The following is a 22,384-nucleotide window of genomic DNA, read 5'->3' on the forward strand; positions in this document are numbered from 1 at the left end:
GTCAATGGTCAATGGTCAATGGTCAATGGTCAATGGTCAATGGTCAATGGTCAATGGTCAATGGTCAATGGTCAATGGTCAATGGTCAATGGTCAATAAATGAAACTTGACCCTGACGATTAATATTGTGTAACCACAATATTTTTTTCATTCACCATTCACCATTGACCATTCACGGGTCTCTCATTCCCCCAGCAAAAGTTCACATTCCTGTAGCAATCTTTCTTTGTTGATGGCGGCGGTGCCAACTTCTTCGCAAACGAGGCCTCCGGCAATATTGGCCATTTCGGCGGCAAGGTGCATGTCTTTGGTAGCAGCATAGCAGAGTGAGGTTACCGCAATAACGGTATCACCTGCGCCACTTACATCGGCAATATTGCGGATATGGGTGGGGATGATTCGGTGCGAGGTTTCATCCTGGTAAAACACCCCTTTTTCAGATAAGGTTATCAACGAAACCTGGTGCTGCAGGTGTTGCTGCAGGGCTTCATGTATGTTTTTTAAAGAAGGCAGATCAATGGTATCCACTGATAAATTGAGCCCTTCTTTTACTTCTTTCAGATTGGGTTTGAAGATGGTAACACCCTGATAGGCGAGGAAGTTTTTCTTCTTCGGATCAACGGCAATCACAATACCTTTTGCCTTACACAGGTTGATGACTTCTTTGATGATGCGGGGTGTGAGTACCCCTTTATTATAATCTTCCAGTATCAGCACCTGTGGCTGTTGAGTGTTGATACAGGATGTTACCTGTTCGAGCAGGAGGTCTTCTGTAGCCTTGTCTAAATCGGTGGTTATTTCTGCATCCAGCCGCATCATCTGCTGGTTACGGCTCATCACTCGGGTTTTGTTGGTGGTTACCCTGCCCGATGCCGGTTTAATGTATTGCGTATCGATGTTCTTAGCCTGTAATAACTGTATCAACTGTTCCCCATCTGTATCGGTACCGATCACAGAAATCATGGTGGTTTGTGCGCCCAACGATGCCGTATTCAGTGCTACATTGGCAGCCCCTCCCACCCTCAGTTCCTTTTGTTTAAGTGCTACTACGGGTACGGGTGCTTCAGGGGAGATACGATCTACAGAACCCCACCAATAAGTATCCAGCATTACATCGCCAAGGATGGCTACACGTATACGCGTGAAGTCGGCAAATAACTGTTCAAAATTCATCAGGCTTCCTGTTTCTTATTTCGGACTGCAAGATAATACAAAGGAATACCAATCAGTGTAATGCCCAGTCCCCATAATGAATACTTAGGCGAGGCCCATACCAATCCTACACAGAACAATGAGGCCATAATAACATAAATAGCGGGCAGCACAGGATATCCAAATGCCTTATAGGGTCTTGGCATATCCGGTTGCTTTTTTCGTAGAATAAATATACCAATGATGGTAAGGATATAAAAGATCACCACCACAAATGAAACCATGGTAAGCAGGTCGCCATATTTACCGCTCAGGCAAAGCAGTGATGCTACCAGGCACTGAATCCACAGGGCATAGGCAGGTACGGCATTTTTATTGAGTTCAGCTGTTTTTTTAAAAAATACGCCATCCTGTGCCATGGTATAGTATACACGGGCACCGGCCAGAATCAAACCATTATTACAACCGAAAGTAGAGATCATGATCATAATGGCGATTACGATGGTACCGGCATTACCAAATATCTGGTTGGCTGCTGTAACCGCTACCCTGTCGTTCTCTGCAAAGGCAATTGAATTCAGGGGCAGTACATGCAGGTACATGAGGTTGGCTGTAATATAAATCAGGGTAACAATTAAAGTACCCAGGAACAGGCTCAGACCGATATTGCGCTGCGGATTCTTGATTTCACCGGCAATAAAAGTTACGTTGTTCCAGGAGTCGCTGCTGAAGATAGAGCCGACCATGGCAGCGGCCACAGCGCCAATGAGCACCGCACCGGTAATGGGTTGCCAGCCGCCGGCACTGGGCTGTAAGGCACCGCTGGCATCTTTCACCCCAAAATCCTGCATGGCAGAAAAACCTGTTTGCCAGTTCTCAGACCAGAAGCTTTGTTTGGCGAGCAGGAAGCCAAATACAATCAATCCAAACAGGGATAGCAACTTGGTTACGGTGAACGTACTCTGAATAATTTTCCCCCCCTTTACCCCACGCGTATTGGTATAGGTTAAGAAAGTAATCATGCCAATGGCCAATAACTGTGCGGCGGATATTTTGATAAAACCCAGGTCTGCAATAATATTCTGCTCCCCCACTTCCGGAATCAGGTAAGCAGTGAAGCGGCTGAATGCCACACCTACTGCGGCAATGGTAGCCGTTTGTATAACGGAAAAAAAACTCCATCCAAAAAGGAAGGCAACCAATTTATTATAGGCTTCTTTGAGGTATACATACTGCCCTCCTGCCTTTGGATACATGGCACTGAGTTCACCGTAGCTAACGGCAGCTGTAATGGTCATAAAACCGGTAATCAACCAAACCAGTACCAGCCATCCGGCACTGCCCACATTACGGGTAATATCGGCACTCACAATAAAGATACCGGAACCAATCATGCCGCCTGCAACAATCATGGTAGCATCAAACAAACTCAGGGTTGGTTTAAAAGAAGGGCTTGTATTACTCATATGGTTGTTTGGTTAGGAGTTCAAGATAAGGAAAAAAAGATTCAAGGAACAAGTGCCAGGTTACAAGAGATCGTGAGGAATTCTTCAATATCAGGTATTACAGGCAGTCTTGATTTGCAAGGGATTAATTTGGCTAAAATCCGTTGAGAAGCGGATAATTTTAGACATTGCTATCCCCTTTTGATTCTTCGTTAAAAAATGTTCCCGTTTGAGTATATGTGCCTCACAAAAAAACGCATGAACCAAAGTCCATGCGTTTTAAATATTTCCTCTCAAAAGCTAGCAGCTAATAGCTAACGGCTAAAAGCTTTCTTCTTACTGCTTCTTCTTATACTTCTCATTCAGCCCCTTAATTACATCTGCTGTAATATCATAAGCAGAGTCCTTATAGTAGAATGCCAGTGACTCTGAATTATTGGCAACAATAAAAGCATAGCCTTTATTGGCATTGTATTCTTTCAGGTAATCACTGATTTTCTGACGTACATCCAGCATTTTTTTCATGCTCTCATCCTGCATTTCATTGTTCATCATCTGCTCTTTACTATTGTAGGTCTTTTCCATCTGCATCAGTTCCTGCTGTTTGCTGTTTACTTCAGCCTGGGTCATACCCTGTGCAGAACGCTGCAGCTCCTGATATTTGGCAGCAAATGCTTCTTTTAACTGGTTCAGCTGTTTGCCATTCTCCTGGGCCTTGGCCTGGATAGAATTACTTACCTCTTTGTAATAAGAGAAATGTGCCTCAATAGAATCGATCTCGAAATAGGCTATTTTAAAGTTACCCTGTGGTACTTCTTTGGTACCAGACTGCGTATTTGTTTTTCCATTACCACCAGAAGAGAACTGGAGATAAAACAGTACAGCTACTGCAATCACCAAAGCAATATTTAACCCAATCGTAAAGTTTTTCATGTGTTGGTTTTTATTGATTATAACCAGATGTAATCCGATGGCAAAGCATTTTCCCAATTCGCCTATCGCATTTCATCAACTGAAATTCAGCTTATAAAATTAATGCCTTTTTACCCTTTTTCTTTTACGGGCAACAAGATTAACAATAAATATCAGCATACAAAAATTCTGTATAAGTAACAGGATGTATACCTGAAAAAAAGTAGGAAGCTTTCACTTCCTACTTTTAACATTTATATGAATCCTTACGGATACTTACTCATCATCATCAAAGCTCATCGCTTCGCGTGTAGTAGCCAGTACCTCGTACTCTTCCTTGCTACCTACAATCATGTTCTCGAACTCTTTCTGTCCGGAACCTGCAGGAATGAGGTGACCTGTGATCACGTTCTCTTTCAGACCCAGCATAGCGTCGGTCTTACCCTGTATAGCAGCCTGGCTCAGTACTTTGGTAGTTTCCTGGAATGATGCGGCAGATATCCAGCTTTGTACACCCAGTGATGCTTTGGTAATACCCAGCAATACCGGTGTTGCGGTAGCAGGTTTTGCATCACGCACTTCCACGAGTTTTTTATCTGATCTGCGGAGGATAGAGTTTTCTTCTCTCAACTCACGCAGGGTGATGATCTGACCCGCTTTCAGTTTGGTGCTTTCACCCGCATCGGTTACCACTTTCTTATCGTAGATTCTGTCGTTCTCTTCGATAAAGTCGAAGCGATCTTCCAGATCCTCCTCTAAGAATTTGGTATCACCCGCATCTACAATCTCTACTTTCTTCATCATCTGACGTACAATCACTTCAATGTGTTTGTCGTTGATTTTTACACCCTGTAAACGATATACTTCCTGAATCTCATTCACAACGTACTCCTGTACTGCGAATGGACCTTTGATCGCAAGGATATCTGCAGGTGCAATCTGTCCGTCAGACATTGGCGTACCCGCTTTCACGAAGTCGCCATCCTGTACCAGGATCTGGCGTGTTAATGGTACCAGGTATTTCTTCACCATACCATCTTTCGATTCTACGATGATTTCTCTGTTACCACGTTTTACGTTACCGAAAGCCACCACACCATCAATCTCACACACAATCGCAGGGTTTCCTGGATTACGTGCTTCAAACAATTCAGTTACACGAGGCAGACCCCCTGTGATATCTCTCAGTTTACCAAGGATACGTGGAATCTTCACCATTACCTGACCTGCTTTCACTTCATCGCCTTCTTCTACAGCAATGTGCGAGCCTACTGGCAGGTTGTATTGTTTGATCTCCTTACCTTCTACAATGATGGTTGGAATCTTTGTTTTGTCTTTGGTTTCAATAACCACTTTCTCACGGTGTCCTGTTTGCTCATCAGCCTCATCACGGTAAGTGATACCATCCAGTACATTTTCAAATTTGATGGTACCGTTCTGCTCAGCAACGATTACGTTGTTGAACGGATCCCATGTACAGATCATATCTCCTTTCTTCACCTGCTGACCATCTTTTACATTCAGGGTAGCACCATAAGGAACGTTATTGGTAATCATCAGACGATCATTCTTCACATCCATGATCCTTACCTCACCGGTACGACCAATTACAATCTTTACTTTATCGCCTTCATTGTTCAGTGTATCTACGGTACGCAGACCATCGAACTGAATGGTACCATCGAATTTAGCAGGGAGGCCAGATTCTACTGAAGCAGAACCCGCAACACCACCCACGTGGAAGGTACGCAGGGTAAGCTGTGTACCAGGCTCACCGATAGACTGTGCTGCGATGATACCTACTGCATCACCTCTCTGTGCGATATAACCGGTTGCCAGGTTTTTACCATAACACTTCACACACACACCACGCTTGCTTTCACAGGTAAGTACAGAACGTATTTCTACGGTTTCAATACCTGCTTCTTCAATTGCTTTGGCATGATCAGATGAAATTTCCTCACCGGCTACAATGATCAGTTCTTCTGTTACAGGATGGAAAATATCGTGTAAGGAAGTACGACCTTCAATTCTGTCTGCCAGTGGCTCGATGACGTCTTCATTATCTTTCAGTGCAGTTGTAGCAATACCACGCAGTGTACCGCAATCTTCTTCAGAGATTACCACATCCTGTGATACGTCTACCAGACGACGGGTCAGGTAACCGGCATCAGCTGTTTTCAGGGCCGTATCCGCCAGACCTTTACGCGCACCGTGTGTAGAGATAAAGTAATCCAATACGTTCAGACCGCTTTTGAAGTTAGACAGGATCGGGTTCTCAATTACCTCACTTCCTGTGCTACCACTCTTACGGGGTTTCGCCATCAGACCACGAATACCTACCAGCTGTTTTACCTGTGTTTTACTACCACGGGCTCCGGAATCCAGCATCATGTAAACAGAGTTGAAACCTTGTTTATCATTCTGCATTTCGCGGATCAGGGTTTCTGTAATACGTGTATCCACACGGCTCCAGATATCGATCACCTGGTTATAACGTTCGTTATTGGTGATCAGACCCATGTTATAGTTTTCCCACACTTCTTCTACTTCTACTTTTGCATTCTCCAGCAGTTCATTCCTCATATCAGGAACGATCAGATCGTTCACGTTGAACGACAGACCACCACGGAAGGCCATACGGAATCCGAGTGTTTTGATATCATCAAGGAACTTGGCCGTTTTAGGAACGTCAGTGATTTTAATGATATCACCGATGATCTCTCTCAGGCTCTTCTTGGTCAGCAATGCATTTACATAACCTACTTCAACAGGTACATGCTGGTTGAACAGTACACGACCAACGGTAGTGTCGATCAGTTTTTTCACCAGTTTACCACCTTCGCGCACATTTACCTTCACTTTGATATTGGCATGCAGATCAACACGCTGTTCGTTATAAGCGATGATCACTTCATCCATACTGTAGAAAGCCTTACCCTCACCTCTTACGATCTCTGTTTCAGTGGTTTTCTTACCCTTGGTAATATAGTAAAGACCGAGTACCATGTCCTGAGAAGGCAGGGTGATGGGCGTACCATTCTGCGGGTTAAGAATGTTGTGAGAAGAAAGCATCAACAACTGGGCTTCCAGTACTGCGGCACTGCTCAAGGGAACGTGTACCGCCATCTGGTCACCATCGAAATCGGCGTTGAACGCCGATGTTACGAGCGGGTGCAGCTGAATGGCTTTACCTTCTACTAATTTTGGCTGGAAGGCCTGGATCGACAAACGGTGCAGTGTTGGGGCACGGTTTAACAAAACAGGGTGTCCTTTCAGAATATTTTCCAGGATATCCCAGATCACAGCTTCTTTACGGTCCACTAATTTCTTGGCAGACTTCACTGTTTTCACGATACCTCTTTCAATCAGTTTACGGATCACAAATGGTTTGAACAATTCTGCCGCCATATCTTTTGGCAGACCACATTCATGCATTTTCAGTTCAGGACCTACCACGATAACCGAACGACCAGAATAGTCAACACGTTTACCCAGGAGGTTCTGACGGAAACGACCTTGTTTACCTTTGAGTACATCAGACAGTGATTTCAGCGCACGACCACCTTCTGCTTTCACCGCATTTGATTTACGGCTGTTATCGAAGAGTGAATCGATGGCTTCCTGCAGCATACGTTTTTCGTTACGCAGGATCACTTCCGGTGCTTTGATCTCCAACAGTCTTTTCAGACGGTTGTTACGGATGATCACACGACGATACAGATCGTTCAGATCTGAACTCGCGAAACGACCACCATCCAATGGCACCAATGGACGCAGTTCCGGTGGAATCACAGGAATGTATTGCATTACCATCCATTCCGGACGGTTGGTAATTCTGGTACTTGCATCACGGAATGATTCCACTACGCTCAAACGCTTTAAAGCATCTGCTTTACGCTGCTGAGAAGTTTCAGTAGCAGCGGCATTACGCAGTGAGAAGCTCAGACCATCGAGGTCGATTCTTTCCAATAATGCATGAACCGCTTCAGCACCCATTTTGGCAATGAATTTCTGCGGATCATCATCAGGCAGGTACTGGTTATCTTTTGGTAAATTATCCAGGATATCCAGGTACTCTTCTTCTGTGAGCAGATCACCCATATTCAGGTTTTCTTTCACACCGCCCTGTATTACTACAAAACGCTCATAGTAAATGATGGTTTCTAATTTCTTAGAACTCATCCCTAATAAGTAACCGATTTTGTTCGGCAGACTTTTGAAATACCAGATATGTACAACGGGTACCACCAGTTTGATGTGCCCCATACGTTCACGACGAACTTTTTTCTCTGTTACTTCCACACCGCAGCGGTCGCACACGATGCCTTTGTAACGGATACGCTTATACTTACCGCAGGCACATTCGTAATCCTTTACAGGACCGAAAATCCTTTCACAGAACAAACCATCGCGTTCTGGTTTGTAGGTACGGTAGTTGATGGTTTCAGGCTTCAGTACTTCGCCAAAACTTCTCTCCAGAATGCTATCTGGTGATGCCAGACTGATCGTAATCTGAGAAAAAGTTGATCTGGGGCGATTGTCTTTTTTAATGGCCATATTTTTAAGCTTTGAGCTATCAGCTGCGAGCTGCGAGCTCTTGTTTACATTTTTATGATAAAAACAATGTTCCTGGAATACTTATGGCTCGTGGCTCATAGCCCGTAGCTCATAGCTTCCTCTACTCAAACTTCAGGTCAAGACCCAAACCTCTCAATTCATGTACCAATACATTGAACGATTCAGGTACACCGGCGCGTGGGATATTGTCTCCCTTCACGATGGCTTCATAGGTCTTCGCCCTTCCGATGATATCATCAGACTTCAGTGTGAGCAGTTCCTGCAGGATGTTGGCCGCACCATATGCTTCCAGTGCCCATACCTCCATCTCACCAAAACGCTGTCCACCAAACTGTGCCTTACCACCCAGCGGTTGCTGTGTAATCAAGCTGTATGGTCCGATAGAACGTGCGTGCATCTTATCATCCACCATGTGGTGCAGTTTGATCATATAGATCACACCCACAGTCGCTTTCTGGTGGAAACGTTCTCCGGTTTCACCATCAAACAGATAAGTATGTCCGTTACGTGGAATATTGGCGTCTTTACAATATTGCTCAATCTCATCGGTGCTGGCACCATCAAAGATCGGCGTTGCAAATTTCACACCCAGGCGCTTACCGGTCCATCCAAGGATGGTTTCATAAATCTGACCCAGGTTCATCCTTGAAGGTACCCCCAGTGGGTTCAGTACGATATCAACCGGTGTACCATCTTCCATGAACGGCATATCTTCTGCACGTACAATTTTCGCTACGATACCTTTGTTACCGTGACGACCCGCCATCTTATCACCCACTTTCAACTTACGTTTTACAGCGAGGTATACTTTGGCCAGTTTCAATACACCTGCAGGTAACTCATCTCCGATAGAAATGTTGAACTTCTCACGCTTGTAACGTCCGAGTTCTTCATTGTAACGGATGCTGTAGTTGTGCAATAAGGTATTGATCTGATCATCGGTTTTTGCATCACCTGTCCAACCCAGCGGATTCACATTCTGATAATCAATCGCACTCAGGTTTTTCTGGTTAAACTTGGCACCTTTACCAATCAGCATTTCACCAAAGTTATTGCTTACGCCTGCAGAAGCTTTGTCTTTCAGCAAAGTCTGCAATTTGTCTAACAACAATTCTTTGATTGATTCTGTATTCTGCTGGTGTACTTTTTCTACTTTTTCCAACAGCGCTTTCTCACGGATCTTACCATTCTTATCTTTCTTCGCACGCTGGAACAGTTTTTTATCAATCACCACACCTTCTGTACCATTTGGTGCTTTCAAGGAAGCATCTTTTGCATCACCTGCTTTATCACCAAAGATGGCACGTAAAAGTTTTTCTTCCGGAGTAGGATCTGATTCACCTTTAGGTGTGATCTTACCAATCAGGATATCACCTTCTTTAATGGTAGCACCGATACGGATAATACCATGTTCATCCAGGTCTTTCGTAGCTTCTTCAGAAACGTTCGGAATATCTGGAGTCAGTTCTTCCTCACCCAATTTGGTATCACGAACTTCCAGTTCATATTCATCAATATGAATAGATGTGAACAGGTCTTCACGAACCACTTTCTCACTGATTACAATCGCATCCTCAAAGTTGTAACCCTTCCATGGCATGAATGCCACCTGCAGATTACGACCCAATGCCAGTTCACCATCTTTGGTTGCATAACCTTCAGTCAAGAAGTCGCCCTTCTTCACTTTTTGTCCTTTCTTCACGGCCGGACGCAGGTTGATACAGGTTGCCTGGTTGGTTTTGATGAATTTTGTGAGTTTATAAACCTGCAGATCATCATTAAAGCTGATCAGACGGTCAATATCATTTCTGTCGTAACGAACATGTATCTCGTTTGCATCTACAAACTCAACCACACCATTACCATCAGCATGAATCTGGATACGTGCATCGCGGGCCGCTTTTCCTTCCAGACCGGTACCTACGATGGGTACTTCCGGACGGATCAATGGTACAGCCTGACGTTGCATGTTTGATCCCATCAGTGCACGGTTGGCATCATCATGCTCCAGGAACGGAATCAGGGAAGCACTCAGACCAACGATCTGGTTGGGTGCAACGTCCATATATTCCACATCCTCTTTATCTAAAATCGGGAAGTCGCCCGTTTGACGGGATACTACTTTATCTTCTGCAAACTCACCTTTCTCAGTGAGCGGAGAGTTACTCTGCGCGATTCTCGCCGTATCTTCTTCTTCCGCACTCAGGAAAGTAAGTTCTTTCATGTTTACTTTACCGTTCTCTACTTTACGATAAGGGGTTTCAATAAAGCCCATATCATTGATAGATGCGTGTACGCAAAGCGTAGAAATCAGACCGATGTTCGGTCCTTCCGGTGTTTCAATGGTACACAGACGGCCGTAGTGAGAATAGTGTACGTCACGTACCTCGAAACCGGCACGCTCACGACTCAAACCACCTGGTCCGAGTGCGGATATACGACGCTTGTGTGTGATCTCACTCAGCGGATTGGTCTGATCCAGAAACTGTGACAACTGTGAGGTTCCAAAGAAGGAATTGATTACAGATGACAGTGTTCTTGCATTGATCAGGTCAACCGGGGTAAATACCTCATTATCGCGAACGTTCATGCGCTCACGAATGGTACGTGCCATACGGGCCAGACCTACACCAAACTGTGCATAGAGCTGCTCTCCTACGGTACGAACACGACGGTTGCTCAGGTGATCAATATCATCAATCTCTGCTTTCGCATTGGTTAAGCGAACCAGGTATTTAATGATTTCAATAATATCTTGCTTGGTCAATACTTTCTTGGTCAGCGGATAATCGAGGTTCAGTTTGCGGTTGATTTTATAACGGCCCACTTCACCCAGGTCATAACGTTTGTCTGAGAAGAACAATTTGTCGATGATACCACGCGCGGTTTCATTATCCGGCGCATCGGCACCACGTAACTGGCGATAGATATGTTGTACCGCTTCCAGTTCACTGTTCGAAGTATCCTTATTTAAAGTATTGTAGATGATCGCATAGTCACCACCCACATCTTCTTTCTGAATGAATACGCTCTTGATCTCCATTTCGATGATGGTTGCAATAGCATCCTCATCCAGAATGGTATCACGCTCCATTACGATTTCGTTACGCTCAATGCTCACTACCTCACCGGTATCTTCATCCACGAAATCTTCTACCCATGTTCTTAATACGCGGGCAGCGAGTTTTTTACCTACATGGTTAGCAAGTGTTTTTTTATCGGCTTTCACCTCATCGGCCATACCGAAGAGTTCCAGGATATCCTTATCGGTTTCGAAACCAATAGAACGTAACAGGGTTGTTACAGGGAACTTTTTCTTACGGTCGATGTAGGCATACATCACGTTATTGATATCGGTAGCAAATTCCATCCATGCACCTTTGAAAGGAATCACACGGGCAGAATAAATTTTGGTACCGTTGGGGTGTACAGACTGACCAAAGAATACACCGGGTGAACGGTGCAACTGTGATACTACCACACGCTCAGCTCCGTTAATTACGAAGGTACCACGTGGTGTCATGTACGGTATATTTCCGAGGAACACATCCTGAACGATGGTCTGGAAATCTACGTGCTCTTCATCGTTACAGCTTAAACGCAGTTTGGCCTTTAAGGGCACCGCATAAGTAAGACCACGCTCCATACACTCATCGAGGGTATAACGGGGCGGATCAATGAAATAATCCAGGAACTCCAGTACGAAGATGTTACGCGTGTCGGTAATAGGAAAGTTTTCCTTAAACACACGGAACAAACCCTCCACATTACGCTTATCGGGTGTTGTCTCTAACTGGAAAAATTCTCTGAATGATTCTAACTGGATGTCGAGCAGGTCTGGGGCATCAGCCAAATGTTTAGTTTTACCGAAGCCGACCCTGTTGTTCAAAGTTGTTGTAGACATATAAATGAAAACCGGTTTTGATACGATAAAAATTTGGGGAGAATGGTGAGATTCTCTTAACGTACAATCGGCTCATTCATCATTCAAACGTCAATGATAAAAATGTCCACCCGCTAATTGGCCCAAAAATAAGGATGGCAAAGGTAGGAAATGGGTGGGCAATTGCAAAAACAAATTTTTTAGCTGTTAGCCTTTAGCAGTTAGGTAGGGCCCTGGGCTTATTGGCCACCCCGGCCCCCCAACCCCATAAAAGCTAAAGGCTAACAGCTAATGGCTAAGAGCTACCAGATTCTCGCCCGCTGATCGGGGGTACGGAAGAGCTTATTTTTCTCTGTTACCCCGAATGCTTTGTAGAAAGGCTCGAAATTGGCTAATGGGCCGTTTACCCTGAATTCTTCCGGACTATGCGGGTCGGTCGTAATACGGGTACGCAGGCTCTCCGGTCTGTCTACCAGCCTCCATACCTGTGCATAACCTAGGAAGAAACGCTGATCGGGTGTAAAACCATCGATTTTTTCATTACCCTGCCCCTGTTTGGTCATTTTAAAAGCATCGTAGGCAATGGCAAGGCCACCAATATCGGCGAGGTTCTCCCCTAATGTGAGGGCACCGTTTACATGCAGACTATCCAGTACTGTATAAGCATTGTACTGCTCCACTACCCCTTTGGCTTTGGCATTGAATTTCTCACCATCGGTTTTGGTCCACCAGTCGGTAAGGTTACCTACAGCATCGTACTGACGACCCTGGTCATCAAAACCATGCGTCATTTCATGACCAATGACCATACCGATGGCGCCATAGTTGATGGCATCATCAGCTTTCAGCTCAAAGAAGGGAAACTGTAAAATACCGGCAGGGAAAACGATTTCATTGAAAGTAGGATTGTAATACGCATTCACGGTAGGTGCCGTCATCTGCCATTCGGTTTTATCAACGGCCTTACCAATCTTGGCAATACTCTCTTTATAATCGTGTTTTGCGATGCTGCGCATATTGTCGTAGAAACCTGTACGTGTGATGGTAACATCATCATATGATTTCCATTTATCGGGATATCCTATTTTTTTCATGAAGGCACTTAGCTTCTCCTGCGCTCTCTGTTTGGTAGTATCGCTCATCCAATCCAATGCATTGATGCGTTTGCTGAAAGCAGTCTGCAGGTTATTCACCAGTTCATCCATTCTTTTTTTGGCATCGGCAGGAAAATATTTTTCTACAAAAAGCTGACCCAATAAATCTTTCAGACCATCATCGGTACGGCTCACCATTTTCTTCCAGCGCTCCTCCTGTACTTTGGTACCGGAGAATAATTTATTGAAAGAAAAACGTTCGTCTACAAAAGCCTTACTCAGTAATGAGGCATTGGAAGCGATATAATCGTAACGCACTTTGCTCTTCCACACATCTATCGGCTGACTGGCCAGTAAGGCACTCAGGGCCTTGTAATAGGCAGGCTGACTTACATTCACACTGTCTGTTTTAATCCCCATCAGTTGTAATGCGTTGCTCCAGCCAATATTGGGTGCGATTTTCTCCAGATCGGTTACCGACATTTTATTGTAGTTACGGATGGGATCACGCAGTTCTACCGGTGCCAGATGCGATTTGGCGATTTCTGTTTCCAGTTTCAGTATGGCCGCAGCCTGTTGTGATGCCACTTCTTTGGTCACACCTGTGAGTACAAAATAATTGGTGATATGCTCCAGAAATTTCTGTCGCTGGATGACCGTAGTAGAATCGGTTTTGGTATAATAATCTTTCTCCGGCAGGCTCAGACCTGTCTGGTACAGACTCAGGATATTTTTGCTGCTGTTTCTTTCATCGGCACCAATATAAATACCAATCAGGTCGCCATCTCCTTCCTGGTAGCTGGCAGCGAGGAGGTTGATGAGTGCTTTATAATCTTTTACCGCATCTATTTTCGCCAGCATGGGTTTGAGCGGTTCGTACCCTGCTTTCTCTATGGCTGCCGTATCCATACCACTGGCATAGAAATCGCCTACTTTCTGTGCAGCAGAGCCAGGTTTATGATCTGTTTTGGCAGACACTTCATCCAGAATGGAACGCATTTTTTTGAGGTTCTCATCGTAGAGTGTATAAAAACTCCCCCATCCGCTCTGGTCGTCTGGTATCACACTGTTTTTGATCCATGTGCCATTGGCATACATAAAGAAATTGTCGCCGGGGTGAATGCTGGTATCCATACCGGACTTATCGAAATAAGAAGATGTGTCGGTATTGTTTTTACAGGAAGCGAACAATAAAACGGCTCCTGAAAGGATGGGTATGATTTGTTTCATAGCGAAGTTTTAGTGAGGATAAATATGATACATTTTTAAAAAAGCACAAAACCGTTTAACATATTCAGGCAGGATTCGTGATGGAAAATTGAGGTTGTTGATTTTTGTAAAGGTCACATCCCGTTTTAGTGGGTAACCTACTAATTTTTAATAGTGTGATTATATTTTATACCTGTGATTGGTTTCTTATATTTGTAAGTCAGGGTTACTGCTCAAAGACACTTTAAAATTGAAATTTTCGACTGGTATAAGGCAACTTTACAAACCTGTTCAACCGACCATTAAGCAATCGGCTGCCAATGTAACTTATTCAGAATTTTTACCCGATATAAGACTACAAGATTTTATTTACTGTTATTGGCAACTAAAAACATCTACCCCACTTTCCGAACCATTTATATATCGCGTGGTAGCAGACGGCTGTATTGACATCTTTTTTGAACTCAACAATCCTAATGATAATTTTGTGATGGGGTTTTGTAAAAAATTCACCGAGTTTACTCTTGATCATTCTTTCCATTATATTGGTGTTCGTTTTTTACCAACTATGTTTCCGCAGTTTTTTAGAATTAATGCGGCTGAATTGAGTAATCGCTTTGAACATTTGGATAACGTGGTACCAAAAGTTTCAGCCTTCATAGCCTCTCATTTTAATCCCCAATTAACGTCAGAAAAAATACGAACAACCTTTGACACTTATTTCCTTAATCTCATTGAAAATATAAACTTTGACAACGATAGTAGATTATATAATGCCATTGGCAAAATTTTCCAGGAATCGGGAGTTATAAATATTGAACAGGACTTAAATACAGGTATAAGTCAACGACAACTTCGCAGACGCTTTGAGTTTTATATTGGTGATACAGCTAAGACTTTTGCCAAAGTGGTCCGTTTTCAAAATATTCTTCTTGCCAAGCCTTCTTTACAAAGTTTAAGAAAGAACAAGTTATTTTTTGATGTTGGCTATTACGACCAGGCCCATTTTATAAAAGAATTCAAAAATTTCTACGGCGTAACTCCCAGTAAGGCTTTTGGCAGATAATAATGTCCGTTTTATACAATGTTTGCGCAATGATTTGATTGAATTTTGTCTCGTCAATCAAAATAAAATGGAGATGAAACGAATTTTAACATTTATCACTCTGGCTTGCTTAACAGCAAACTCCTTTTGCCAGTCAAGTTCAATAATTCAAAAACAAAACAAGATGAAATTAAACGCAGGAGTTATCACAACAAAGTTGGCAGAAAGCAAAGCTTTTTATAGCAACAATTTAGGGTTCGGGGTAACATTTGAAAATGAATTTTATCTCTTATTACACACTCCAAATCACGAAGCGGAAATTAGTTTTTTGTTACCTAACCACCCAAGTCAACAAACTCTCTTTCACAAACCATTTTTAAGACAAGGTATGTATCTGACTATTGAAGTTGATGATGTGGATAGTATCTATAATAAACTTAAAAGTAAAAATGTACCGATTAAGGTTGAAATCCGCAACGAACCTTGGGGCGACAGACATTTTGCTATTGAAGATCCCAACGGCATTGGCATTGATATTGTAAAATATTCACCACCACAAAATAAATAGTTATGAAAACAAAGCTTTGCAACAATTTAAAAGGTGCAAAAAATATTGGTACAACCATTGAGAAACGCCTAAACGAGATAGGCGTTTTCTCCCTTGCAGACCTTGCTCAAATGACAACAGTTAAAGCATATCAAAGTATCTGCAAACAAAACCCTGACAAAACATTTCCCATTTGTTATTATTTATATTCCCTGCAAGGGGCTTTGCTTGACTTACATTGGGACCAATTGCCTGTAGAACTTAAAACAGAACTGAGAAAACAGGCTAAGGATAAGAGTGACACATAAGTCCAATTGCAGTTTTGTTTCTCTACAATTTAAACTCTTCGAAGAGTTTCTGATATACTGAGACTCTTTTTGTTAGATAGCCGGGGATCCTAATTTAATTTTGCAAATAAAGTTGTTTCAACTTAAACAGCAGCTAAAACAAGCAGATTCTTTGCCGCCTTTCCCCATCCAGGATCGCGATGATTTCTTCAATAGATGCAAGATGAACTTCAGGGTAACGACACCTGGGTGTAAAAAGCGGGGATATGTAAGGTATCGCCTATCATACCCCGCAAACTACCACTCACAGAGTCTATTACTTTTTACTTAGTTCCTTATCGCAAAACAACTATATGATGAAATTTATTCGGCGATGGACTAAACAAAGCCATACAGGTAACACCATTACTTTCGCATACAGGAGGATTATCAGTGATCCGGACCATAAAAGTTGCACGTTCGCTATTTGTGGCTGTTAACACCCTTGCTAAAGATTGCTTGCAGGGAGCACTAGTTAAAAATGCTGATTCATACTTCACACCTTTGTGTACAAATCCTCTTTCACCCAAGTCATAGTATCTTTTATCTTCTATGGATAATATCATGCTACCGCACAAGCCATCCACATAAGAAACAGCAAATGCGTCACCCTCTTCAGGTTTTTCCTCATCTTCTTTTGTACAAGACAGCAGCATGGTCATTGCAGCCATACCCAGCATCAGTAAGAACTTTTTCATACAGCTTTTTTTCTACATGACGCTTAATATTGTTATTGCGTTGCATCCTTATACAGCTATCCGTAAAACGGCTACAAACAGCAAGTTTAGGTATACCAATGACAATGCATATAGCAACAACGCTATGACAGCCCGTTTCTGCACTTTAATCTTTGATTTTCTGATTTCCTGATTACTTGATTTGCCCTCAATCTACCTGACAACCCTAATTTCTTATTTCTTATTCCTTATTTCTTATTCCTTATTTCCCACCTCCCCCTTGTTCTCACATATTCATGTGGTTTCTTTACCTAAAATGCACTCTGCTGTAACTATTGTTATCATCGTTCGTAAATTAGGTAACCATTACAAAACCTTATGACAACAGAACTACAACAACTACAGAAACAAATGGCATGGATGCGTTGGTATATACTGATCAGCACAGGCATACTCATCACTGTACTGCTTTTTGCATTCACCACACCTGAACAAAGTATGGGTATCATCAGGGCCAAAGGCATTATCATTGAAGACAGCATCGGTCGCGACAGAATACTGATCGGCTCACCGATTCCTTTTTCAAAAGATCGTGTCAGGAATGATACTGCATTGGTTAGAAAATACTGGGCCAAAGAATATGGCAACCCCAATCAGTATATGGAGTGGTATAAAAACTATTACAACGGTGCAGAAGGCATTGTGGTGATGAATGAAAACGGCTTCGACCGTGTATTACTGGGCGATAAACTGGCAGACCCCAATATTGGCAAAAGAATGTTTCAGAGTGCCGGTATTTTATGGAACGATAAAGAAGGCTGGGAACTGGGCGGTGCTGGTGTAAACACCACCAAAGATGGTCAGTCGAGATCGGTAATGGGTGTGGATGATCTGGAAGGAGAAGCCGTTCACATTGTAGCATTGGAAGATGGCACCAAAGGTCTGATGATTGCCGGCGAAAGTGGCAACTTACTCATCGGCATGTCTAAAAAAGACGGTAGCAGGTTCCAGAACAAAAAAGCTTTTACCGGTATCAAATATTTTGATAAAAAAGGCAAACTGGTTTGGCAGCAAGCGATGAATGCGGGGAAGTAAATAGCAGAAGAATAAGAAATAAGAAATAAGAAATATGTAATAGGAAACAGAGGAAGTATGGCTACTGGAGATTCGTATAGTAAAAAGCTGATTATCCTACATAAATTCGCCCCAGTTTCTCATTCCTTATTTCCTATTTCATATTTCATATTTTTAATTCAATCCAACTAATGGATAAGGACGATTAAAAGCTTCCTGAGAAACTTTAAAATATTCGGCCAGTTTTCTGATAACTTCTTTGGAAAGCCCTTTTTTGTAGTGCAGAATATCAGATACATATCCTTTACTGATATCGAGGATTTCAACCAGATCTTTTGCTTTGAGACCATGTTCCTTCATAAAAGAATGGAGCAGCTCAACCGGATCCAGGTCTGTTGCCGCAAGATGAGCGGCATCCCATGTATCAATAAGAAGGGTGAGCAGCGCAATTTCATCTTTGGTGTTGCGGTCTTTAGCACCAGAACATACAAGCGCTTCAAGTTTGTTGCAATAAGCAGCATATTGTGTTTTGTTGGTAATCAATTTATATTGTAAAGTCTCCATGACTTATTTTTAATAATTACTGATGGTATATTGTTTACCGGTTTTGCAGAGCTTATCATATTCGGCATGTGTACCTATCCAGCATACAAATAAGTGTACCTGTATATCACCAAAAGCATACTTTCCAATCAGCCTATGCTTATTGCCCCCGACATCAAAAACAAACCTATTAGAACCCCTTCCCAACAAATCGGCACTGCGAAAACTGTGCTGTATATAGGCCGGGGTTATCCAATCGACATATTTCAGTTTCACAAGCCAGTCATCAAATGATACGCTGCTTTGTGCATTTTTCTTTTTATAGTCTACAATGGTCTCTCGCCTTATTAAATGTACTTTCATAATAAAGTTATAAGTATTTTATTTAAAGTTCTCTTTTTGTGAACATTATTTTTATACCTATTGCCAAATATCAAGGCTGCAAATCATAATAGCCGATTTTAATCGGATAAGTTCGGATCACTAAAGACTGAGGCAAAGTGTACTGCGCGAGAGATGATTTAACTAAAAAAAAAATGCACACACCTGCCATAAAGTAACTGGCAGTGTATATTTACAAATACTTGAAAAAAACATGAAACACTTACCTGCTTATATCGCTATTTTTCTTTTCTGCATATCCGCTAAGGTATTTTCGCAGACGACCCAAACAAATGATACCGTTTACCAATCTGATCAGCTCATCATTACCCGTTTATCGAAACACAGTTATGTACATACCAGCTACCTGTATACCAACAGCTTTGGGAAAGTACCTTGTAACGGCATGATTGTACTCAACAAAAATGAAGCCGTTGTTTTTGACACACCTGCCAATGACACGAGTACCAAAGAACTGATTAACTGGTTACAGCTGAAGGAAAAAAGTAAGATCAAAGCCATCGTACCTACTCATTTTCATGAAGATTGTTTGGGTGGATTGAAGGCTTTTCATCAATACCAGGCTCCCTCCTACGCCAATAACCTAACCATTACACTCGCCAAAGCGCAACAATATACACTGCCTACCAATGGGTTCACAGGTGAGTTAATGCTAACTGTGGGCGGAGAAAAAATATACATCCGATTTTTTGGTGAAGGACATACAAAAGATAATGTAGTGGCTTATTTCCCCACCGATCAGATTCTCTTTGGTGGTTGTCTGATTAAAGAACTGGATGCCACAAAAGGTTTTCTCGGCGATGCCAATGTAAAAGTCTGGTCTGCCACCGTTGAAAGCATCAAAAAGAGTTATCCCGGTTTAAAAATAGTGATACCCGGACATGGAGAGCCGGGCAACATTGCTTTACTGGATTATACCATTCGCTTATTCAGCAAAGAGTAGCCGGACAGAAACATGGTGGCAATCGGTTTTCCTGCTTCAATTTTTATTAAATTGAAGACCGGTACAATTAATATCCCCTTGATGCCAACGCCATGAAGAAAATCTACGTTCTGCTGATTGCCTTGTCGGTAATCCCTTGCCTTTTTGCGCAGGTTCATAAAGCACCTGCCTATCCATTGATTACCCACGACCCCTATTTCAGCATCTGGAGTTTTTCAGATCAACTGAATGAATCGGTTACCCGGCACTGGACCGGAACAGACCATTCTTTACTGGGTTATGTTTCAGTAGATGGTAAGTTGTATAAATTTCTGGGTGCCCCACCTAAAAAGAAAGAAGCCCTCTTACCCAACAGCGACCTGATGGCATATGAATGCAGCTTCACTGAAACAAAGCCGCAGGATAACTGGCAGTTACCCTCTTTTGATGATGGAGGCTGGCAAAAAGCCAAGGGTATGTTCGGCTCTAAAAATATGGATGCCGCTACCGAATGGAACAGTAAAGAAATCTGGCTCAGGCGCTCATTTACCGTAACAGAAAAAAACTTTCATCAGTTATTGCTCACACTCAAATATGATGACAATATTAAAGTGTACCTGAACGGCGACAAAATTTATGAAGCCGGTTGCTGTTCGTCCAGCAAAGAAATTTTACTAAGTAAAGAAATAGAAAACAAGATCCGCATAGGAAAAAACACGCTTGCAGTGTACTGCGAAAATACAGGCGGGCCAGGTATTATCGATGCAGGATTGTATAACCTCTTACCCGACGAGCCCGTATTACAGGCCACACAAACATCTGTTAACATCAGTGCAACGCAAACGACTTACCGGTTCAGCTGTGGAGGAATCAACCTTACCGTAAAATTTATGTCGCCCCTGCTCGCCAATAACCTCGATGTATACGCACGCCCCATCAGCTATATAAGTTTTACACCACAGGCAACCGATGGCAAACAACATGATGTAAAAATATATTTCCATAACAGTGCAGATATTGCCCGCAATAAAGTAAATCAGCAAGTAAGTTCACATACGGATACGTATGGTTCGCTATTGATGCAAAAAACAGGTACCACTACCCAACCCGTATTAAAAAGAAAAGGTGATGATGTAAGAATAGACTGGGGCTACTCATATCTGGCAGTAAGGAATGAAAAGGGAACACAGCTATCGGCTCCCACTGCAGAAGATAAGCCATCTCCCACGGCTGCTAATCTTTCCATGGATTATGGTAAAATAACTGCCGCTCCTGTTACCAAAACCATTCTCCTGGCCTATGATGATTTGTATTCTATTCAGTACTTTAATGAAAACCTGCAGGCCTGGTGGAAAAAGATTTTTTCTTCAACCGAAGAAATGCTGAAAAAGTCGATGGATGAGTTTACAAAGATTGAAGCGGCCTGCAAGCGTTTTGATCAGCAACTCTATACCGATGCCGTAAAAGCAGGTGGCGAAAATTATGCCAGACTCTGTGTACTTGCCTACAGAGAATCACTGGCAGCACATAAACTGGTAAGAGGAAAAAACAATGAAATATTGTTTCCTCAAAAAGAAAACTTTAGTAATGGATCTATCTGGACCGTAGATGTTACCTATCCTTCTGCCCCCTTAACGTTGATCTATAATCCTGCCTTATTAAAAGGTATGGTAGAACCTATTATGGCATACAGTGAATCTGGCAGGTGGACCAAACCTTTTCCTGCACATGATTTAGGTACATATCCGCTTGCGAATGGACAGACTTATGGAGAAGATATGCCGGTGGAAGAATCGGGTAATATGATCATTCTTACGGCTGCCATTTGCAAAGCAGAAAAATCACTTGCATTTGCCAAAAAACATTGGCCCTTATTAAGTCAGTGGGTGGAGTTTTTAAACAAAGATGGTTTCGACCCGGCCAATCAGTTATGTACCGATGATTTCGCGGGTCATCTTGCACGCAATACCAATTTATCCATGAAAGCCATCGTGGGCATCGGTGCCTATGCGCAAATGGCTCAACAGCTAGGTAAAACAGCTGAGGCCAACAGGTACAGAAGAATTGCGAAAGACTATGCGGTTAAATGGATGCAGATGGCAAATGATGGCGATCATTATGCACTCACTTTCGACCGTAAAGGAACCTGGAGCCAGAAATACAATCTCGTGTGGGATAAACTGCTCAAGCTGAACCTCTTCCCCGGTGCTGTGTATGAAAAAGAAATAAAGTACTATCTCACCCAACAAAACAAATATGGACTGCCCTTAGACAGCCGTAAAACCTATACCAAGAGTGACTGGATTCTCTGGACCTCAGTGCTTACCAATAATGACCGTGATTTCAATGCCCTGGTTGACCCTGTTTATAAATATGCCATGGAAACCCCCAGCCGGATACCGCTTGCCGACTGGCATGAAACAACCGACGGAAAGCAGGTAGGCTTTCAGGCCCGAAGTGTAGTAGGCGGATATTTTATTAAAATGCTGGAGAAAGAATGGAGGAGGAAGCTATGAGCTGTGAGCTACGAGTTTGAATGATAATATTTTAAAGTTGCTCAAAGCTCATGGCT

At 42.8% G+C, this 22,384-nt stretch carries 15 protein-coding genes; 6 read left to right on the forward strand and 9 right to left on the reverse strand.

All coding sequences use genetic code 11. The features are described 5' to 3' along the window. Positions 1-183: 183 nt before the first annotated feature. The 6 genes from BC659_RS13785 to BC659_RS13810 all read right to left on the reverse strand — a co-directional run bounded on the left by BC659_RS13785 (position 184) and on the right by BC659_RS13810 (position 14,297). Positions 184-1,173, reverse strand: coding sequence for a bifunctional heptose 7-phosphate kinase/heptose 1-phosphate adenyltransferase (locus tag BC659_RS13785; RefSeq protein WP_133475398.1), 990 nt, complete (start codon positions 1,171-1,173; stop codon positions 184-186). Further along, a complete protein-coding gene (locus tag BC659_RS13790) occupies positions 1,173-2,618 on the reverse strand; it encodes an APC family permease (RefSeq protein ID WP_133475399.1) in 1,446 nt (481 codons plus the stop codon). Before BC659_RS13790 ends, BC659_RS13785 begins: the two co-directional genes overlap by 1 nt. Before the next feature lie 315 nt (positions 2,619-2,933). Further along, positions 2,934-3,530, reverse strand: a complete 597-nt coding sequence (locus BC659_RS13795; protein ID WP_133475401.1) for an OmpH/Skp family outer membrane protein — start codon at positions 3,528-3,530, stop codon at positions 2,934-2,936. Positions 3,531-3,785: 255 nt separating this feature from the next. Then, a complete protein-coding gene (gene rpoC / locus BC659_RS13800) occupies positions 3,786-8,069 on the reverse strand; it encodes a DNA-directed RNA polymerase subunit beta' (RefSeq protein ID WP_133475403.1) in 4,284 nt (1,427 codons plus the stop codon). A 121-nt stretch (positions 8,070-8,190) separates the two neighbouring features. After that, positions 8,191-11,994, reverse strand: coding sequence for a DNA-directed RNA polymerase subunit beta (gene rpoB / locus BC659_RS13805; protein WP_133475405.1), 3,804 nt, complete (start codon positions 11,992-11,994; stop codon positions 8,191-8,193). Between the two features lie 281 nt (positions 11,995-12,275). Further along, a complete protein-coding gene (locus BC659_RS13810; protein ID WP_133475407.1) occupies positions 12,276-14,297 on the reverse strand; it encodes a M13 family metallopeptidase in 2,022 nt (673 codons plus the stop codon). Between the two features lie 229 nt (positions 14,298-14,526). Between BC659_RS13810 and BC659_RS13815 the strand changes: the two genes are divergently transcribed. The 3 genes from BC659_RS13815 to BC659_RS13825 all read left to right on the forward strand — a co-directional run bounded on the left by BC659_RS13815 (position 14,527) and on the right by BC659_RS13825 (position 16,176). Next, positions 14,527-15,342 (forward strand): AraC family transcriptional regulator, encoded by an 816-nt coding sequence (locus tag BC659_RS13815; protein ID WP_133475409.1) that lies wholly within the window; start codon positions 14,527-14,529, stop codon positions 15,340-15,342. A gap of 73 nt (positions 15,343-15,415) precedes the next feature. Next, complete coding sequence (locus BC659_RS13820) at positions 15,416-15,889, forward strand: VOC family protein (RefSeq protein ID WP_211340793.1); 474 nt, start codon at positions 15,416-15,418, stop codon at positions 15,887-15,889. 2 nt (positions 15,890-15,891) lie between these two features. Then, positions 15,892-16,176 (forward strand): TfoX/Sxy family protein, encoded by a 285-nt coding sequence (locus BC659_RS13825; RefSeq protein WP_133475410.1) that lies wholly within the window; start codon positions 15,892-15,894, stop codon positions 16,174-16,176. 314 nt (positions 16,177-16,490) lie between these two features. On the opposite strand, the gene BC659_RS13830 is transcribed toward BC659_RS13825, so the two are convergent. Further along, a complete protein-coding gene (locus BC659_RS13830) occupies positions 16,491-16,892 on the reverse strand; it encodes a hypothetical protein (RefSeq protein ID WP_133475411.1) in 402 nt (133 codons plus the stop codon). Between the two features lie 357 nt (positions 16,893-17,249). Between BC659_RS13830 and BC659_RS13835 the strand changes: the two genes are divergently transcribed. After that, positions 17,250-17,966 carry a hypothetical protein gene (locus BC659_RS13835; RefSeq protein ID WP_133475412.1) on the forward strand — a complete coding sequence of 239 codons (717 nt, stop codon included), beginning with the start codon at positions 17,250-17,252 and terminating at the stop codon, positions 17,964-17,966. Positions 17,967-18,119: 153 nt separating this feature from the next. On the opposite strand, the gene BC659_RS13840 is transcribed toward BC659_RS13835, so the two are convergent. Continuing rightward, positions 18,120-18,509, reverse strand: a complete 390-nt coding sequence (locus BC659_RS13840; protein WP_133475413.1) for a helix-turn-helix domain-containing protein — start codon at positions 18,507-18,509, stop codon at positions 18,120-18,122. A 9-nt stretch (positions 18,510-18,518) separates the two neighbouring features. Then, positions 18,519-18,851, reverse strand: coding sequence for a type II toxin-antitoxin system HigB family toxin (locus BC659_RS13845; RefSeq protein WP_133475414.1), 333 nt, complete (start codon positions 18,849-18,851; stop codon positions 18,519-18,521). A 232-nt stretch (positions 18,852-19,083) separates the two neighbouring features. Between BC659_RS13845 and bla the strand changes: the two genes are divergently transcribed. Together bla and BC659_RS13855 are read left to right on the forward strand one after the other, a co-directional pair. Further along, positions 19,084-19,833, forward strand: coding sequence for a subclass B1 metallo-beta-lactamase (gene bla, locus BC659_RS13850; protein WP_133475415.1), 750 nt, complete (start codon positions 19,084-19,086; stop codon positions 19,831-19,833). A 92-nt stretch (positions 19,834-19,925) separates the two neighbouring features. Continuing rightward, positions 19,926-22,328, forward strand: a complete 2,403-nt coding sequence (locus BC659_RS13855) for a glutaminase family protein (RefSeq protein WP_133475416.1) — start codon at positions 19,926-19,928, stop codon at positions 22,326-22,328. Positions 22,329-22,384 lie beyond the last annotated feature (56 nt).

The sequence above is a fragment of the Sediminibacterium goheungense genome, assembly GCF_004361915.1.
GTDB classification, from domain to species: domain Bacteria; phylum Bacteroidota; class Bacteroidia; order Chitinophagales; family Chitinophagaceae; genus Sediminibacterium; species Sediminibacterium goheungense.

Excerpts from the sequence above, each read along its gene's own strand:
- BC659_RS13855 (WP_133475416.1), top strand. The coding sequence starts at position 19,926 with ATGAAGAAAATCTACGTTCTGCTGATTGCCTTGTCGGTAATCCCTTGC.
- BC659_RS13795 (WP_133475401.1), bottom strand. The coding sequence starts at position 3,530 with ATGAAAAACTTTACGATTGGGTTAAATATTGCTTTGGTGATTGCAGTA.
- BC659_RS13835 (WP_133475412.1), top strand. The coding sequence starts at position 17,250 with ATGACAACAGAACTACAACAACTACAGAAACAAATGGCATGGATGCGT.
- bla (WP_133475415.1), top strand. The coding sequence starts at position 19,084 with ATGAAACACTTACCTGCTTATATCGCTATTTTTCTTTTCTGCATATCC.
- BC659_RS13790 (WP_133475399.1), bottom strand. The coding sequence starts at position 2,618 with ATGAGTAATACAAGCCCTTCTTTTAAACCAACCCTGAGTTTGTTTGAT.
- BC659_RS13830 (WP_133475411.1), bottom strand. The coding sequence starts at position 16,892 with ATGAAAAAGTTCTTACTGATGCTGGGTATGGCTGCAATGACCATGCTG.
- BC659_RS13840 (WP_133475413.1), bottom strand. The coding sequence starts at position 18,509 with ATGGAGACTTTACAATATAAATTGATTACCAACAAAACACAATATGCT.
- BC659_RS13825 (WP_133475410.1), top strand. The coding sequence starts at position 15,892 with ATGAAAACAAAGCTTTGCAACAATTTAAAAGGTGCAAAAAATATTGGT.
- BC659_RS13785 (WP_133475398.1), bottom strand. The coding sequence starts at position 1,173 with ATGAATTTTGAACAGTTATTTGCCGACTTCACGCGTATACGTGTAGCC.
- BC659_RS13820 (WP_211340793.1), top strand. The coding sequence starts at position 15,416 with ATGAAACGAATTTTAACATTTATCACTCTGGCTTGCTTAACAGCAAAC.
- BC659_RS13810 (WP_133475407.1), bottom strand. The coding sequence starts at position 14,297 with ATGAAACAAATCATACCCATCCTTTCAGGAGCCGTTTTATTGTTCGCT.
- BC659_RS13845 (WP_133475414.1), bottom strand. The coding sequence starts at position 18,851 with ATGAAAGTACATTTAATAAGGCGAGAGACCATTGTAGACTATAAAAAG.
- rpoC (WP_133475403.1), bottom strand. The coding sequence starts at position 8,069 with ATGGCCATTAAAAAAGACAATCGCCCCAGATCAACTTTTTCTCAGATT.
- rpoB (WP_133475405.1), bottom strand. The coding sequence starts at position 11,994 with ATGTCTACAACAACTTTGAACAACAGGGTCGGCTTCGGTAAAACTAAA.